This window comes from Microbacterium sp. (genome assembly GCF_051953575.1).
In the GTDB taxonomy this organism is placed as follows: Bacteria; Actinomycetota; Actinomycetes; order Actinomycetales; family Microbacteriaceae; genus Microbacterium.
On sequence record NZ_JBQCIP010000214.1, the window covers coordinates 1 to 15,731 of the forward strand.

The window sequence follows — 15,731 nt, forward strand, 5'->3', positions numbered from 1 at the left end:
GAGCTGCCCGAGCAGTCCGAGACGCTGTGGTTCGTCGCCGACCGGCCGGATGTCGTGATCCCGCTGGACCACGTGCCCGCGGAGGGCGAGAAGCTCACCGTCGAAGTCGTCCTGACCATGCGTCTGCTGTACATGCAGATCATGCCGGGCGTCGACGGCGGCCCCGGCCGGTACGTCACCAACCGCGTCCCGGTCGAGCGCGAGGTCGTGCTCGCATGACCCTGCGCGTCGCCATGATCGGCTACGGCTTCATGGGTGCCGCGCACTCCGTGGGCTGGCGTCAGGCGCCGCGCGTGTTCGCCCTTCCCGACGACGTCGAGATGGCGGTGATCGTCGGGCGCAACGCCGAGGCGGTGAAGGATGCCGCCACCCGGCGGGGCTGGCAGGAATCGGCGACGGACTGGCGCGAGGTGATCGCGCGCGACGACATCGACATCGTCGACATCGTCACGCCGGGAGACTCGCACGCCGAGATCGCGATCGCGGCGCTCGAGGCGGGCAAGCACGTGCTGTGCGAGAAGCCGCTGGCGAACACCGTCGCCGAGGCGGAGGCGATGGCGGATGCCGCCGAGCGTGCCGCCGCCCGCGGCATCCGGTCGATGGTCGGCTTCACGTACCGGCGGGTGCCGGCCGTGACGCTCCTGCGCGACCTCATCGCCCAGGGCGCGGTCGGACGGATCGCGCAGGTGCGGGCCGCCTACCGGCAGGACTGGCTCGTCGATCCTGAGATGCCGCTGGCGTGGCGACTGCAGAAGGAGCACGCGGGCTCGGGGGCGCTCGGCGACATCGGCGCGCACATCATCGACATGACTCAGTTCGTGACGGGGCTCACGGTCGACGCCGTGTCGGGCGTGGTCGACACGATCGTGAAGACGCGGCCGCTGCAGGGGAGCGGGTCGGGGCTGTCGGGCACCGCCGCGGAGGGGCACGGCGAGGTCACCGTCGACGACGTGGCGATCTTCACCGGGCGCCTGTCGACGGGCGCGCTCGCGTCGTTCGAGGCGACGCGCTTCGCGACCGGACGCAAGAACGACCTCTCGATCGAGGTGTCGGGCGACCGGGGCGCGCTGCGCTTCGACCTCGAAGACCTCAACACGCTCTGGTTCTACGACCGCACCGCGCCCGCGGCGACGCAGGGATTCACCCGGATCCTGGTGACCGAGCCGCAGCATCCGTACATCGCGGCGTGGTGGCCGGCCGGGCACATGCTCGGCTACGAGCACGGGTTCAGTCACCAGGTCGTCGACCTCGTGACGGCGATCTCGGAGGGCACCGACCCGCACCCGTCGTTCGCGGAGGGGCTCTCGGTGCAGCGGGTGCTCGCGGCCGTCGAGGAGAGCGCGGAACGCGACTCGGCCTGGGTGCGGACCGGCGCAGAGGTGCCGTCGCCCGCTCTGTGAACCGGCGGATGTGACGGATAGGTTTGACTCAACAACAAAGCAAAGGAGCTGCGATGCCTCGTCCGATCACCCTTTTCACGGGCCAGTGGGCCGATCTCCCCTTCGAAGAGGTGGCGCGACTCGCGGGCGAGTGGGGCTACGACGGTCTCGAGATCGCCTGCTGGGGCGACCACATCGATGTGTCCCGCTGGGATGACGCGGAGTACGTGCAGTCCCGCAAGGACATCCTCGAGCGCAACGGCCTGAAGGTCTGGGCGATCTCGAACCACCTGACCGGTCAGGCCGTCTGCGACGACCCGATCGACGCCCGGCACCGCGACATCCTGTCGGACCGGGTGTGGGGCGACGGCGACCCCGAGGGCGTGCGGCAGCGCGCGGCCGAAGACATGAAGAACACGGCGCGGTTCGCCGCGAAGCTCGGGGTGAAGACCGTCAACGGCTTCACCGGCTCGTCGATCTGGAAGGCCGTCGCGATGTTCCCGCCGGCGTCGGACGAGTGGATCGCCGCGGGGTATCAGGACTTCGCCGACCGGTGGCATCCGATCCTCGACGTGTTCGAAGAGGTCGGCGTGCGTTTCGGGCTCGAAGTGCACCCGTCCGAGATCGCGTACGACTACTGGACCGCAAAGCGCACGCTTGAGGCGATCGGCCACCGCAAGAGCTTCGGCTTGAACTTCGACCCGTCGCACTTCATGTGGCAGCAGCTCGATCCGGTGGCGTTCGTGCTCGACTTCGCCGACCACATCTTCCACGTGCACGTGAAGGAATCGGTCACCAACCTCGACGGCCGCAACGGCGTGCTCGGGTCGCACCTGCCGTGGGCGAACCCGCGCCGCGGCTGGACCTTCGTCTCGACCGGTCATGGCGCCGTGCCGTGGGAGCCGCTGTTCCGGGCGCTCAACGCGATCGGCTACGAGGGCCCGACCTCGGTGGAATGGGAGGACGCCGGGATGGACCGTCTCGACGGTGCGCCCGAGGCGCTCGCCTTCGTCCGCAGGCTCAACGCCATCACGCCGCCGGCGGCCGCCTTCGACGCCGCCTTCTCGACCAAGACCGACTAGATCGTCCCGTCCGACCGCCGCCGAGCCCTCGGTGGCGCCGTTCGGCGTGCCCGCGGGCGCGCCGCGAATGAAGGAGAACCCGCATGACCGACGTCCTGAACGTCCTCATCCTGTCGGGGCACATGACCCGCGAGCACGACAACGAGCACCGCAGCTTCCGTCTGCACAACCAGTGGATCACGACGCTGCTCGAAGACACCGGGCGATTTCGGGTGCGGGTCGTCGAGGACCCGCGCGGTCTCGGCGCCGACATCATCGACAAGTACGACGTGCTGATCGTCGTGTTCGAGGGCCGCGACGGGTTCTTCGACAAGGCCGTCGGCTTCGGAGAAGAGACGGATGCCGCGATCCTGAAGTTCGTCCACGACGACGGCAAGGGCATCGTGTGGTTCCACGGGTCGGCCGCGCAGGAGGACCGCTGGGGCTACCCCGAGGAGTACAACGTCATGCGGGGCGCCAAGCTCAGCGCGTACGAGACCGGCCTGCGCCCGCGGCCGTGGGGCGAGGCGCAGCTCGACACGGTCGAGCCGCGGCATCCCATCACGGAGGGGATCAGCGCCCGCTGGACGGTGACCGGCGACGACATCCTCACCGGCGTCGACCTCTACGATGGCGCGCGGGTGCTCCTGACGACCTTCGACGACCTCGAGGCCTACGAGAAGGCGCCGGTCTGGCCGATGTCGCACTACCCGGTCGTGATCCCCGAGGGGGGCATCGCCGAGCTCAACGGCATCAACACCGACCAGCCCATCGCGTGGATCAACGAGTACGGCACGGGGCGCTCGTTCACGATCACGATCGGCCACGACATCGACACGTTCCGCCGCATCGAGTTCATCCGCCTGTTCCCGCGCGGCGTCGAGTGGGCCGCGACCGGCGAGGTGTCGCTGAACGGCCCCGATCGCCGGGGCGAGCGCCGGTTCCTGCCCTGGCCGTACTACAACCACGAGGGCTGACCATGACCGGTACACAGCTGAGGGTCGGCATCTTCGGGACCGGCGGCATCGCCGAACGGGCCATGGTCGAGCCGGCGGGTCTCGTCGAGGGGGTCGAGGTGGTCGCCGTCGGATCGCGCGACCCCGAGCGCGCCCGCGCCTTCGCCGATCGGTTCGGGATCGCCGCGGCCGGCGACTACGCCCAAGTGATGGCCGATCCCCACGTCGACCTCGTGTACGTGGCTCTGCCGCCGACGGTGCACGAGCGGTGGGCGGTCGCCGCGCTGCAGGCCGGGAAGCACGTGCTCTGCGAGAAGCCGCTGTCGGCGAACGGCGCCGGGGCGCGCGCCATCGCGGATGCCGCCGACGCGAACGGCCGGTCGGCGTTCGTCGGGTTCCACTACCGGCTGCACTCGTTCACGCAGCGCCTGCTCGAGGTGCTCCGCTCGGGCGTGCTCGGCGATATCGAAGACGTCGAGATCGACTTCAGCATCCCGCACTTCGTCGTGAAGCCCGGCAACATCCGGCTGGACGGCGATCTGGGCGGAGGCGCGGTGATGGACGTCGGATGCTACGCCGTCGACCTGCTGCGCGCGGCCTGGGGCGAGGCTCACGTGCAGTCGGCGTCGGCCCGCCTGTACGACGGTGATCCCCGGGTCGACCTGCAGACCGACTTCGTGCTCTCGTTCGACCGCGGCATCACGGCCCGCGTGCGGGCTTCGTTCGTCGGCGACGACGACGGCGCGATGCTGCTGCACGTGGCCGGCTCCGCCGCGACCCTGCACGCGACGAGCGTGATCGTCCCGCAGTGGGGCGCGACGCTGCGCGTGACGTCGGGCGACGGCATCCTGATCGACGAGAAAGTCGCCGAGGGGGAGTCGAGCTATGTGAAGCAGCTGGAGCACCTGCGGGATGTGCTCGCCGGCGAAGCGCCCGAGGCGTCGAGTCCGCTGCGGGCGGCGGATGCGGCGCGCACGATGGAACTCGTCGACGACGTCTACCGCGCGGCCGGCCTCGAACCGCGCTGACCGGACGATGACGGCGCCCCCCAACGGGGCGCCGTCATCGTCCGCGTGCCGCCACCGTCGTCAGCGGGCGACATCCGCTCCCGACAGCGCACGCTCCGCGAGCGCGAGGTGTGCCCGCGTCGTCGCGGTGGGATCGGCGTCGAGCCATTCGTGGCCGCCCCATTCGCTCGTGAGCGTGCCGGTGAAGCCGGTGCGCCGCAGCGCCGCGGCGATGTCGGAGATGGGCTGCGACACCCGCCCGTCGGCGTCGTCGAGGTCCCAGAACTTGAGGTGCACGCCCGCGGTCAAGGCCAGCAGCGGCTCCAGGTCGGCGACGTCGGACCGGCCGAAGCGGACGAGCAGATTCATGAAGAGCGTGTGGACCGCAGGCGGCACGCGCCCCTCGCGGAGGGCGGCGAGCACCGCCTGATGGGTCTCAGGGTCGCGCCACTCGGTCTGCAGTCGCCGCACCAGGTCCTCGTCGACGCCGCCCCGGCGAAGCTCGTCGAGGTACGACGGCGGCAGCGAGGGCATGAGCATGCTGATGTCGATCAGGACGCGTATGCGCGGGTCGCCGAGCGCCTGCAGCAGCTCGAGGTTCGCCGCGTCGGCGGGCGCGTCGAGCGTCTGCTGTCCTTGGATCTCTTCGTAGAGCACGACCTCCAGCTCGTGCAGCACCGGCTGGGCGAGTCGCAGCAGCTCCGGTCCCGCCTGGCCGAACGGCACGCGCACGCCGCGGGCGCCGAGCCGGGCCGCGGCCTGCAGCTGAGGCACCAGGAACGCGAGGCGCTCCTGCTCGCTGCGTCGACGCGCGGGCGTCGCCCAGTCGTCCAGGCTGGCGCCGACGATCGTCACCGCACCGCCGACGGCGGCGAGTCGTTCGCGGAAGGCGTCGACGTCGCCGTCTGAGGGTTCGGGGAACGACCGCCACACCTGGCCGGCCTCGATCTCGATGGTCGCCGCGACGCGTTGCTCGACCACGCCGATCGCGATGTCGGCCGCCGGGCTTTCGCCGCGGATGACCTCGGGCGTCCAGTTGAAGGCGCTGGCCGAGACCGTCCATCCGTCGACGTCGGCGGCTTCCCACCCGGCGTCCGTCCCCTCGAGGACGGTCGCCGGAGCTGCGGCGCGCACGGTTCGATGGGCGGATGCCGGGTCCCCGAGCCCGAGGGGGCGCTCGGCGTGGAAGGGGAGCGAGAGCGGGCCCGACGGCCCCGCCTGCAGGTACGGCACCATGAGCCGGAAGGCCACCGAGACGTCGTGCGGGCCGGGTGGCAGCATCCGATCGCCTCGCAGTTCGAGGCGGTCCTGGATGAACCACCAGGCCGTCTCGGCGACGAGTGCGTCGATCGCCACGTCGCGGTCGCCGAGCCGCGCCGAGACGGGGACGGGGATGCCGTCGATCGCGACCACGACGTCGGTGACGCTGGACAGTGGCATCGACCGGATCCAAGGGAGGCTCACCCGCACGGCGAACCCCGATTCCGTCGCGACGAGCGCGTCGTCCAGCAGCAGCGGCAGCGCCATCGTGTCCACTCCCTCGTGTCGGAGCCGATCGTCGTCGGCTTCAGACGGGAAGTTACACGCTTTTGTCTGTTTTCGTAAGAAGCGTGACCATGGTCGAGATCACGCCGCGGCTTCGACGGCCCCGCGGATCGCGGCGACCGACGGGCGGCCGTCGCCGAACCACCGCGGGAAGGTGACCTCGAAGAGCTGCTCGCGCACCATCTCGACGCCGCCCCGGAGCGGCTCACGGCGGTCGTTGACCGACTGGGCGATCGTCAGGTCGCGCGTGGCCAACGGCAGCGAGAGCTCGTACACGCGCTGCCGCACCTCGGCCAGCAGCAGCTCGCCCGCGCCGGCCATGGCGCCGCCGATCACGATGACGGATGGGTTGAACATGTTGACCAGCGCCGCGATCGACTCGCCGACGACGCGGGCCGAGCGCTGCACGAGGCGGATCGCGAGCGCGTCGCCGTTCTCGGCCGACAGCGAGACGAGCTCGGGGGTGAGCTCCTGGCCCTCCGCGACGGCGGCGGCGAGCACGCCCGTGGCGCCGGCTTCGATCTCGGCGAGGGCATCGCGGATCATCGCCCAGCCGCCGGCGACGGCCTCGAGGCAGCCGACCTTGCCGCAGCGGCAGAGGGCGTCGGACTCGCGCACCCGTACGTGGCCGATGTCGCCGGCGGCGCCGTTGACGCCGCGATGGATGTGCCCGTGCGAGAGGAGGCCGGCGCCGATGCCCGAGCCGATCTTGCAGTAGATGAGGTCGAGATGCTCGTCGTCGCGGCGCGCGCGCTCGCCGAACGTCAGCAGGTTCACGTCGTTGTCGACCCACACCGGGGCGTCGTAGCGCTGTTCGAAACGGCGCCGCACGTCGAACCCGTTCCAGCCCGGCATGATCGGCGGCGCGACCGGGCGGCCGCTGTCGAAGTCCACCGGTCCGGGAACGCCGACGCCGATCCCCCAGACCGGTACGTCGGGCGTGCGTGCGAGCACGTCGTCGATCATGCTGAGGGCCTTGTCGAGCGTCTCGGCCGGCCCGCGCGCGATGTCCCACGGCGAGTGCTCCTGGTCGATGACATCGCCGTCGAGGAGTGCCACGCCGACGTGGATGTGCAGGGCGCCGAGGGCGCAGACCACGATGCGTCCCGCGTCGCCCCGGAAGCGGAGGGTCCGCGGCGCACGGCCGCCGGACGACGGGCCGAACTCGCCGTCGGCGAGGTAGCCCATCTCGATCGCGTGATCGACGCGCTGGGTCACCACGCCGCGTCCGAGGCCGGTCACGCGGCCGATCTCGGGGCGGGTCGCGGCCTCACCGGTGCGCACCATGTTGACGATGCGCAGCAGGCTCGTCATCTCGTCGGTCTGTGCGCCGAACCGCAGCGTGGACTCTCTGGCCATGGTCGATTCTTACATAACCCCGCATGTCTCGTACGTAACGGAAGCCATCTATAGTCAAACCGCGTCGCACTTAGGTACTGTTCGAACGAAAGCAAGGAGGCCGTCCATGACACTCGGTGTGGGGATCATCGGCGCGGGCCCCGGAGTGGCCGCGCTGCACCTGCCGACTCTCGCGCGACTGGGCGACGCCTTCCGGGTGGTTCACATCGCCGACGGCGGCAGCGGGCGGGCGGCCGGACTCGCGACCCGCGTGGACGCGCGGTCGTCGACCGGGACCGCGTCGCTCCTGGCGGATCCTGACGTGGCGGTCGTGGCGATCTGCAGCCCTCCTCCCCGGCACTCGGAGCAGATCATCGCCGCCGTCGCCGCCGGCAAGCGCGCGGTCTTCTGCGAGAAGCCGATCGGCACGAGCTTTCGCGAGGCCGAAGAGGCGATCGAGGCCTGCCGGCGCGCCGGCGTGCCGTTGATCGTCGGCACCAACCACTACTTCGACCCGGCGTGGGGGCGTGCCAAGCACCACCTCACCGCCTCCGGCGGGCCGGTCGTCTCGATCTCGGTGACGCTGGCTCTGGCACCCAACGGCCGCTACCACGATCTCGTCACCGAGCTGTCGCAGGGCCCCGCGGGCGGACGCGGTGTGCCCGACCTCACTGATCCCCGCACCGCGGCCGGCGTCGTCAGGCAGCTGCTCACGGGGCTCGCGATCCATGACCTGCCCCTCGTGCGCGACCTCGCGCCGCGCTTCGAGCGGGTCGTCTTCGCCCGGGCGCTGGCTCCGATCGGGTACGCCGTCGGCTTCGTCGCGAGCGGCATCCCCGTCCAGCTCACGACGACGATGCTCCCGGGAGGAGGCGACACCCTGTGGCGCGTGTCCGTGGCGACCGCGACCGATCGACTCGACGTCGCCTTCCCTCCGCCGTTCGTGCACGCCGGTGGGGCACGCGTGCGCGTGCGCGCAGCCGACGGCCGCGACACGATCTACGCGCACGACTCCGGGGACGGCTACATCGCGGAGTGGCGCGCGCTCGCGGAGCTGCTCGACGCCGGTCTGCCGGTGGAGTACGACGAGCTGCTCGACGACGCCCGCTACGCGCTCGGCCTCGCCGATGCCGCGTCCGAGCTGGCGGGAGCCGTGGCATGACCGTGCGCGTGTGCACCGACCTCGAGGCGTACCGTGTCGCCGTCGCCGAGCTGCCGGCGAGCAGCGAGCTCGCCGCGTCCGCGGCGGGCTCGATCGTCGTCGTGCGCGGCGACGGCCACTGGTGGACGATCGCGGCCGACGCGATCGGCGCCGGCGCGGCGGCGGTCGTCGTGGCTGGGCCGGGGAGCGCCCCCGTCGACGCGCTCGAGGCGCTCGCTGCGTCCGCGGGCGGCATCCCCGTCCTGCTCGACAGGCCGCTGCTGCGCCCCGATATGGTGCGTGACGTATCGGAGGCGCTCGCGGACGCCGCGCCCGCCGCCGCGCTGGTCGTCGAGTGCCATGCGCCCGCCGCTGCTCTGCGGGCGACCCTGCGTGAGGCGGTCGGCTGGGCCCGCGTCGTCGCGGGCGCTCCGCTCGCGCTGCGGACGAGCGAGTCCTCGGGCCGCCGCGTGCTCGCCCTGCTCTCGTCCGAGACCGATGCGGCGGTGTCGGTCGTCGCGGCGGCGCAGCCGGGGGCGCCCGCCCTCGGCCGGGTGCGCATCACGACGATCGCCGAGAAGCGGATCGAGATCGACGCCGGCTTGGAGGCCGTCGTGACGGTGGCGGATGCCGGTGGCGACCGCATCCTTCCCACCCGGTTCGAGGCCCGTGAGCGCGTCGCCCTGCGGCGGGCCGTCGCCGCGGTGCGCGCCGGGCAGCCGTCTGCCGATCTCGCGGATCTGCGCCACGACATGCTGCTCGGGAACGCTTTGCTCGGACCGGCATTCTCATAAACGTCGGTGATCCGAAAGATAGGCAATATGGGATTCCTCGATATGCCCGACTTCGGCGAAAGTGTTTGACGGGATCACCCCGATGACTCACCGAAAGGGATCGAAGATGATCAAGCTTCTGTCACATCTGTCGTATGTGGCGATCACGTCGCCGGATGTCGACGCATCCGTCGACTTCTACGTCAACCAGGTCGGCCTCACCGAGGTCGCCCGCGAGGACGGCCGCGTCTACCTCCGCTGCTGGGGCGACTACTACGCGTACTCGGTCGTCGTCGTGCCGGGCGACGAGCCCTCGCTCGAAACCATGGCGTGGCGGACGTCGAGCCCCGAGGCGCTCGAAGAAGCGGCGAAGCGCGTGGAGGCCGCCGGCATCCAGGGCGAGTGGTTCGACGGCTACAGGATCGGACGCGCGTACCGCTTCGTCGGGCCCTTCGGTCACCCGATGACGCTGCACTGGGACGTCGAACGGCACCAGGCGCCTGCGCAGGCGGCATCCATCTATCCCGACCGTCCCGAGAAGCGCAGCAAGGTCGCCGGGGCGCCCCGTCAGCTCGACCACGTCACGGTCGCGACGAGCGACGTCGACGCCTTCGTGCAGTGGTACGTCGACGTGCTGGGCTTCCGCTTCATGGCCCGCACCGTCCTCGACGAGGCGCCGATCTCGGTCTTCTCGGTGCTCACCACCAACGAGAAGTCGCACGACCTCGGCGTCGTGCTCGACGGCTCGACGCGCGCCGGCCGCGTGAACCACTACGCGTTCTGGGTCGACACGCGCGAGGAGCTGCTCATCGCCGCCGACACGCTCATGGAGAACGGCGTCCCGATCGAGTACGGCCCGAACATCCACGGCATCGGCGAGCAGACGTTCCTCTACTACCGCGAGCCGTCGACGCTGCGCATCGAGCTCAACACGGGCGGGTACCGCAACTACGTGCCGGACTGGGAGGCGAACACCTGGAAGCCCTCGCAGGGCTCGAACAACTTCTACCGCAACGGCGCCATGCCGATGTCGATGACGGAGTCGTTCCCGCCCGCGGACGGGCCCAGCGCCACCGAGGAGGGCGTTCCCGACGAGATCAAGGATGCGCTCCTGAACCCCTACGCCAAGCACGGCCAGGGCTGACAGACACGGCCAGGAGCGGAGCCGATCCCGCTCCTGGCCGCACCACTTCGCACGATGGAGAGCGAGAACCCGCAATGACGCACCACGATCCGACCGCCGGCTTCGACGCCCCCTTCGCCCTCGCGCGCTACCGCGAGGGCGCCGGTGCGCGTCTGGGCCTCGTCGCCGACGGCCGCATCCGCCCGCTCGGGCCCGACGAGCTGGGCGCCCCCGACCTCAACGGCTTCCTCGCCGCGCCGGACTGGGAGCGCCTCGGCGCCCTCGCGGATGCGGACGGAGAGTGGATGCCGCTGTCCGAGGTCACGCTGACGGCCCCGGTCGAACCGCGCCAGGTGCTGCAGACGGGCGCGAACTACCGTCAGCACGTGATCGAACTGGTCGCCGCCGGACTCACCCAGAACACCGACCGCACGCCCGACGAGGCGCGCGCGTTCGCCGCGACGATGATGGACGAGCGCAAGGCGCACGGCGAGCCGTACTTCTTCATCGGCCTGCCCGCGTGCGTGGTCGGCGACGACGTGGCGCTCACGCTCCCCGGTTACAGCGACGTGCACGACTGGGAGCTCGAGCTCGCGGTCGTGATCGGCCGCGAGGCGTTCCGGGTGTCGCGCGACGAGGCGCTGGACCACGTCGCCGGGTACACGATCGTCAACGACGTCACCACGCGCGACCTCGTGTTCCGCAAGGACATGAAAGAGATCGGCACCGACTGGTACCGCTCCAAGAACGCGCCCGGGTTCCTGCCGGCCGGCCCGTTCCTCGTGCCGGCGCCCTTCGTCGACGGCGCGGACCTGAACGTGCGTCTCGAGCTCAACGGCGACGTGATGCAGGATGCCTCGACCAGCGACCTGCTCTTCGACATCCCCGCGCTCGTCGCGGGCGCCTCGCAGACCATGCCGCTGCTGCCCGGCGACATCCTCCTGACCGGGAGCCCTGCCGGCAACGGCCAGCACTGGAAGAGGTTCCTGCGCGACGGCGACGTGATGACCGGCAGCATCCAGGGGCTCGGCACCCAGAGCGTGCGCTGCGTCGCAGAGGAGGCGACCCGATGAGCCGCCCGAGCGAGGATCCCGCCGACCTCGATCGCGCCGATCCCGCGGCCGAGATCGCCGCGCGCGCCGAGGCGTACCGCAACTGGCGCCGCTGGGGCGAGGACGACGTCCTCGGCACGCTCAACTTCATCGACGCCGCCAAGCGGGTCGAGGCCGCCGCCCTCGTGCAGGACGGCGAGGTGGTCTCGCTCGCGCAGGCGTTCGACACGAACGGCCCGCAGAAGGGATGGCGTCGTCGCACCAACCCGGTGCACACCATGACCGACACGGGCACCGACGCCGAGCGCGGCAACCAGGGCTTCCCGCACGGCATCGGCGGCGCCGACGACGTGATCGCGATGCCTCTGCAGTGCTCCACCCAGTGGGACGGCCTCGGCCACATCTTCGACCACGGCAGCGCCTGGAACGGCCGGCGCGCCGGCGACGTCGTCACGAGCGACGGCGACCTGGTCACGGGCATCGAGCATGCCGCATCCGTCATCGTCTCGCGCGGCGTCCTGCTCGATGTGGGCCGCCATCTCGAGCCCGAGACCGGCGAGCTCGCCGACGGGTACGCGATCACCGTCGCCGACCTCGAGGCGACCATCTCCGCGCAGGGCGCGTCGAGCCGCGTCGGCCGGGGCGACATCGTGCTGGTGCGCACCGGGCAGTACGCGCGCACGCGCCGCGACGGCTGGGGCGACTACGCCGGGGGCGCGGCGCCGGGCCTCTCGCTCACCACGGCCGGCTGGCTGCACCGCACCGAGATCGCCGCCATCGCGGCCGACACGTGGGGGTTCGAGGTGCGGCCGAACGAGTTCGACGCGCCGGCGTTCCAGCCGCTCCACCAGGTCGTGATCCCGAACCTCGGGCTCACGATCGGCGAGATGTGGAACCTCGACGCGCTCGCCGACGCGTGCGCGGCGCGGGGAAGATGGGACTTCCTGCTGTCGGCCCCGCCGCTTCCGATCACCGGCGCGGTCGGCTCGCCGATCAACCCCGTCGCGATCCTGTGATCCCCCCGACGACAACGAGAACAGAGAGGTTCTGACCGACATGACCGCAGTGAACAAGGTCGCGATCGCCGGAAGCGGTGTGAGCGGCCTCGCCGCCGCCATCCAGCTCGCCAAGGCCGGCGTCGAGGTCGACGTCTTCGAGTCCAAGCCCGAGCTCAGCGCGCTGGGCTCCGGCATCTCGCTGCAGGGCAACGCCCTGCGCGTGTTCGACGCGCTCGGCGCGTGGGACGACATCCGCGCCGCCGGCTACCCCTTCGAGGGCCTCAACCTGCGCGCGCCCGGGCCGGGTGCGCCGATCGTCGCCGAGCTCCCGGACGTCAAGACCGGTGGGCCCGACTATCCGGCGGCGATGGGGATGCCGCGCCCCGCGCTCGCCCGCATCCTCCTCGACCACGCGCAGAAGGCCGGCGCGAAGGTCCGCTTCGGCGCGACCGTGACGGGGCTCGAGCAGAGCGATGACGGCGTCGAGGTCCTCGTGGACGGCGCGTCCGCCGGCACGTACGACCTGCTCATCGGCGCCGACGGCCTGAACTCGGTCGTGCGCGGGCTCATCGGCGTCGAGACCAAGCCCGAGCCGACCGGCATGGGCATCTGGCGCTCGTTCGTCTCGCGGCCCGCCGAGGTCGTGCGCAGTGAGTTGTACTACGGCGGCCCGGTCTACATCGCCGGGTACACGCCCACCGGCGACGGCACGATGTACGCCTTCCTCGTCGAGAAGGCGCAGGACCGGTTCGACATCACCGACGAGGACGCCACCCGCATCATGCTCGAGGAGTCGCGCGCCTACGACGGTCCGTGGAACTCGATCCGCGCCGACCTCGAGGGCGGCGCCCACGCGAACTACACGTGGTTCACGAAGCACCTCGTCGATGGCCCGTGGAACCGCGGCCGGGTCGTCCTGATCGGCGACGCCGCGCACTCGTGCCCTCCGACGATCGCGCAGGGCGCCGCGCAGGGGCTCGAGGACGCGCTCGTGCTCACCGAGCTGCTGGTGGCGCGCGACGAGGTGGACGCGTCGCTGTGGGACGAGTTCCACGCGCGCCGGCTGCCGCGGGCGAAGGCCGTGGTCGAGGCATCCGTCCAGCTCGGCCAGTGGCAGCTCGACGGCGTGCGCGACGCCGACGTCGCGGGACTCATGTTCGGCATCGCCCACCAGATGGCGGTGCCCGCATGACCACCGACGTCCACGCACACCTGCTGCTGCCGGCGCTGCACGCCGAGGTCGAGCGTCGCGCTCCCGAAGAGGTCGCCGCCGCGGCCGACCTCGAGCGCCGGCGCAACGGCGTCGAGAGCCTGCAGGCATCGGGCGCCATGATCGGGGCCCGCATCCCGAAGCTCACCCATGTGAACGCCCGCCTCGCCGCGATGGACGAGCAGGGCGTCGACCGGCAGTGGGTGAGCGTCTCGCCGAACCACTTCTACCCGTGGGCCAACGAGGGCCTGTCGGGCTGGGTCGCCGGCGAGGTCAACCGGCTCATCGCCGAGCACGTCGCCCTGGCGCCCGACCGCCTCGTCGGTCTGGGAGTGGTGCCGCTGCAGCATCCGGCCCACCTCGTGGAGTACCTCGACGACGCCGTGCTCGGCCGCGGCCTCGCCGGGGTCGAGATCTCGTCGTTCGCGGGCGACGTGGAGCTCTCGGACGAGCGGCTGGAGCCGTTCTGGGCGCGCGCCGCCGAACTCGGCTGCGTGATCTTCCTGCACCCGTTCGGCTGCAGCCTCGACGAGCGGCTCGACCGGTTCTACCTCTCGAACACCGTCGGGCAGCCGACCGAGAACGCCGTCGCGCTGTCGCACCTGATCTTCGCCGGCGTGCTGGACCGTCACCCCGGGCTCAAGATCGTCGCCGCCCACGGCGGCGGCTACCTGCCGTTCGCGATCGGGCGCTCCGACCACGCCTGGCGGGTGCGTCCCGAGGCGCGCCGGTGCGCGCACGAGCCGTCGAGCTACCTCAAGAAGCTGTGGTTCGACACCGTCGTGCACGACCCGATCGCGGTGCGCCACCTCGTCGAGGTCGCGGGCGGATCGCGCGTGCTGCTGGGCAGCGACTTCCCCTTCGACATGGGACTCGACGACCCCGTCGCGTTCGTGCGGTCCGCCGACCTTCCCGCCGAGATCACCGACCGAATCCTCGCGGGCAACGCCGACGGGCTGCTGCGGACGAAGGTCTCGGCATGAGGATCGCGCGCTGGACCGGCGGGACCGCCGCCTGCGAGGGGTTCGTCATCGACGATCGCGTCGTCCCGTTCCCCGACGGCCTGACGGTCGCCGACATCCTCGCGGGGGGATCGGATGCCGCCCACGCCGCCTTCGGCCGGGTCGAGGCCGAGGCGGGCACGGCGCTCGCCGACGTCCGTCTGCTGGCGCCGCTGGTGCCGGCATCCGTCCGCGACTTCGTCGCGTTCGAGGAGCATGTCGAGGGCGTGAGCGCGGGCGTGGAGGGCAAGAGCTTCGTGGCGCCGGAGTGGTACGAGGCGCCGACGTTCTACTTCACCAACCCGCACACGATCCTCGGCCCCGGCGAGGCGGTCGCCCCGCCCGTGACCCAGCGGCTCGACTTCGAGCTGGAGGTCGCGGTCGTCATCGGCAACGCCCCGGGCGTCGGCGAGACGAACCTGACCGCGGCGGACGCGAGGTCCCGCATCTTCGGCTACACGATCATGAACGACTGGTCCGCGCGCGACCTTCAGGGCCGCGAGATGAAGGTGCGGCTGGGGCCCGCGAAGGGCAAGGACTTCGGAACGAGCCTCGGCCCGTGGATCGTCACGGCCGACGAGCTCGAGCAGTACGTGGACGCCGACGGCTTCCTCGCCATCCGCGCCGAGGTGTGCATCAACGGCGAGCTCGTCGGCGAGGACCTCGTCTCGAACATGGGGTGGCCCTTCCCCGAGCTCGTCGCGTACGCCTCGCGCAACTCCCGCGTCGTCCCCGGCGACGTGCTCGGCAGCGGGACGGTCGGAAACGGCGGATGCCTCGGCGAGCTGTGGGGGAGGGGGTCGACGATCCCGGCTCTCCGTGAGGGCGACGAGGTCCGGATGAGCGTCGAGGGCATCGGCGAGCTCGTGGGCACCGTCGGTGCTCCGGTGCTGGCCCCGGAACTCCCGGCGGCCCGCCCCCGTCCTCGGACGCGGCACCGGTTCTGATCCTTTAGTTGTTTTTAGACTAAAGAATGGCTAGAATCGACAGTGACGTCGGGGCCCGTCGGGCCCGATCCCTGACGCGAAGCTGCGCAGGGGCACACCCCGTCGCGTCGATCGCCCGGTCGTACGGGCCGCAACGCGTATGAGCATGTCACCGTGGAGGCTGCGCCTCCTCATCGTCTCGCTGCTGACGGTCGCGATCC

14 protein-coding genes and 1 pseudogene are annotated in these 15,731 nt (G+C 71.2%); 13 read left to right on the top strand and 2 right to left on the bottom strand.

The features are described 5' to 3' along the window. The 5 genes and pseudogenes from ACTHNQ_RS13055 to ACTHNQ_RS13075 all read left to right on the top strand — a co-directional run. Positions 1-219 (top strand): annotated as a pseudogene (locus tag ACTHNQ_RS13055) (C-glycoside deglycosidase beta subunit domain-containing protein); the annotation flags it as partial. Continuing rightward, entirely contained in the window at positions 216-1,400 is a 1,185-nt protein-coding gene (locus ACTHNQ_RS13060; protein ID WP_440333982.1) for a Gfo/Idh/MocA family protein, read from the top strand. The pseudogene ACTHNQ_RS13055 and the gene ACTHNQ_RS13060, both read left to right, overlap by 4 nt. Positions 1,401-1,453: 53 nt before the next feature. After that, on the top strand, positions 1,454-2,461 hold the full coding sequence (locus tag ACTHNQ_RS13065; protein ID WP_440333984.1) for a sugar phosphate isomerase/epimerase family protein: 1,008 nt from the start codon (positions 1,454-1,456) through the stop codon (positions 2,459-2,461). A gap of 83 nt (positions 2,462-2,544) precedes the next feature. Further along, a complete protein-coding gene (locus ACTHNQ_RS13070) occupies positions 2,545-3,417 on the top strand; it encodes a ThuA domain-containing protein (RefSeq protein ID WP_440333986.1) in 873 nt (290 codons plus the stop codon). 2 nt (positions 3,418-3,419) lie between these two features. Beyond that, entirely contained in the window at positions 3,420-4,424 is a 1,005-nt protein-coding gene (locus ACTHNQ_RS13075) for a Gfo/Idh/MocA family protein (protein WP_440333988.1), read from the top strand. Positions 4,425-4,484: 60 nt separating this feature from the next. On the opposite strand, the gene ACTHNQ_RS13080 is transcribed toward ACTHNQ_RS13075, so the two are convergent. After that, on the bottom strand, positions 4,485-5,930 hold the full coding sequence (locus tag ACTHNQ_RS13080; RefSeq protein WP_440333990.1) for a hypothetical protein: 1,446 nt from the start codon (positions 5,928-5,930) through the stop codon (positions 4,485-4,487). Positions 5,931-6,029: 99 nt separating this feature from the next. Continuing rightward, the gene (locus ACTHNQ_RS13085) at positions 6,030-7,307 is read right to left on the bottom strand and encodes an ROK family protein (RefSeq protein ID WP_440333992.1); all 1,278 of its coding nucleotides are present in this window, start codon (positions 7,305-7,307) and stop codon (positions 6,030-6,032) included. A gap of 106 nt (positions 7,308-7,413) precedes the next feature. Between ACTHNQ_RS13085 and ACTHNQ_RS13090 the strand changes: the two genes are divergently transcribed. The 8 genes from ACTHNQ_RS13090 to ACTHNQ_RS13125 all read left to right on the top strand — a co-directional run bounded on the left by ACTHNQ_RS13090 (position 7,414) and on the right by ACTHNQ_RS13125 (position 15,531). After that, the gene (locus ACTHNQ_RS13090; protein ID WP_440333994.1) at positions 7,414-8,448 is read left to right on the top strand and encodes a Gfo/Idh/MocA family protein; all 1,035 of its coding nucleotides are present in this window, start codon (positions 7,414-7,416) and stop codon (positions 8,446-8,448) included. Beyond that, on the top strand, positions 8,445-9,221 hold the full coding sequence (locus ACTHNQ_RS13095; RefSeq protein WP_440333996.1) for a hypothetical protein: 777 nt from the start codon (positions 8,445-8,447) through the stop codon (positions 9,219-9,221). The genes ACTHNQ_RS13090 and ACTHNQ_RS13095 overlap by 4 nt, the downstream gene beginning before the upstream one ends. A gap of 106 nt (positions 9,222-9,327) precedes the next feature. After that, complete coding sequence (locus ACTHNQ_RS13100; protein WP_018170242.1) at positions 9,328-10,344, top strand: VOC family protein; 1,017 nt, start codon at positions 9,328-9,330, stop codon at positions 10,342-10,344. A gap of 74 nt (positions 10,345-10,418) precedes the next feature. Further along, the gene (locus ACTHNQ_RS13105) at positions 10,419-11,396 is read left to right on the top strand and encodes a fumarylacetoacetate hydrolase family protein (RefSeq protein WP_440333998.1); all 978 of its coding nucleotides are present in this window, start codon (positions 10,419-10,421) and stop codon (positions 11,394-11,396) included. Further along, on the top strand, positions 11,393-12,391 hold the full coding sequence (locus ACTHNQ_RS13110; protein WP_440334000.1) for a cyclase family protein: 999 nt from the start codon (positions 11,393-11,395) through the stop codon (positions 12,389-12,391). Before ACTHNQ_RS13105 ends, ACTHNQ_RS13110 begins: the two co-directional genes overlap by 4 nt. Positions 12,392-12,431: 40 nt before the next feature. Next, positions 12,432-13,565, top strand: coding sequence for an FAD-dependent monooxygenase (locus tag ACTHNQ_RS13115; RefSeq protein ID WP_440334002.1), 1,134 nt, complete (start codon positions 12,432-12,434; stop codon positions 13,563-13,565). Next, a complete protein-coding gene (locus ACTHNQ_RS13120) occupies positions 13,562-14,566 on the top strand; it encodes an amidohydrolase family protein (protein WP_440334004.1) in 1,005 nt (334 codons plus the stop codon). Before ACTHNQ_RS13115 ends, ACTHNQ_RS13120 begins: the two co-directional genes overlap by 4 nt. Continuing rightward, positions 14,563-15,531 carry a fumarylacetoacetate hydrolase family protein gene (locus ACTHNQ_RS13125; RefSeq protein WP_440334006.1) on the top strand — a complete coding sequence of 323 codons (969 nt, stop codon included), beginning with the start codon at positions 14,563-14,565 and terminating at the stop codon, positions 15,529-15,531. Before ACTHNQ_RS13120 ends, ACTHNQ_RS13125 begins: the two co-directional genes overlap by 4 nt. Positions 15,532-15,731 lie beyond the last annotated feature (200 nt).

Coding starts and splice junctions, on each gene's coding strand:
- ACTHNQ_RS13060 (WP_440333982.1), top strand. CDS start 216: ATGACCCTGCGCGTCGCCATGATCGGCTACGGCTTCATGGGTGCCGCG.
- ACTHNQ_RS13065 (WP_440333984.1), top strand. CDS start 1,454: ATGCCTCGTCCGATCACCCTTTTCACGGGCCAGTGGGCCGATCTCCCC.
- ACTHNQ_RS13070 (WP_440333986.1), top strand. CDS start 2,545: ATGACCGACGTCCTGAACGTCCTCATCCTGTCGGGGCACATGACCCGC.
- ACTHNQ_RS13075 (WP_440333988.1), top strand. CDS start 3,420: ATGACCGGTACACAGCTGAGGGTCGGCATCTTCGGGACCGGCGGCATC.
- ACTHNQ_RS13080 (WP_440333990.1), bottom strand. CDS start 5,930: ATGGCGCTGCCGCTGCTGCTGGACGACGCGCTCGTCGCGACGGAATCG.
- ACTHNQ_RS13085 (WP_440333992.1), bottom strand. CDS start 7,307: ATGGCCAGAGAGTCCACGCTGCGGTTCGGCGCACAGACCGACGAGATG.
- ACTHNQ_RS13090 (WP_440333994.1), top strand. CDS start 7,414: ATGACACTCGGTGTGGGGATCATCGGCGCGGGCCCCGGAGTGGCCGCG.
- ACTHNQ_RS13095 (WP_440333996.1), top strand. CDS start 8,445: ATGACCGTGCGCGTGTGCACCGACCTCGAGGCGTACCGTGTCGCCGTC.
- ACTHNQ_RS13100 (WP_018170242.1), top strand. CDS start 9,328: ATGATCAAGCTTCTGTCACATCTGTCGTATGTGGCGATCACGTCGCCG.
- ACTHNQ_RS13105 (WP_440333998.1), top strand. CDS start 10,419: ATGACGCACCACGATCCGACCGCCGGCTTCGACGCCCCCTTCGCCCTC.
- ACTHNQ_RS13110 (WP_440334000.1), top strand. CDS start 11,393: ATGAGCCGCCCGAGCGAGGATCCCGCCGACCTCGATCGCGCCGATCCC.
- ACTHNQ_RS13115 (WP_440334002.1), top strand. CDS start 12,432: ATGACCGCAGTGAACAAGGTCGCGATCGCCGGAAGCGGTGTGAGCGGC.
- ACTHNQ_RS13120 (WP_440334004.1), top strand. CDS start 13,562: ATGACCACCGACGTCCACGCACACCTGCTGCTGCCGGCGCTGCACGCC.
- ACTHNQ_RS13125 (WP_440334006.1), top strand. CDS start 14,563: ATGAGGATCGCGCGCTGGACCGGCGGGACCGCCGCCTGCGAGGGGTTC.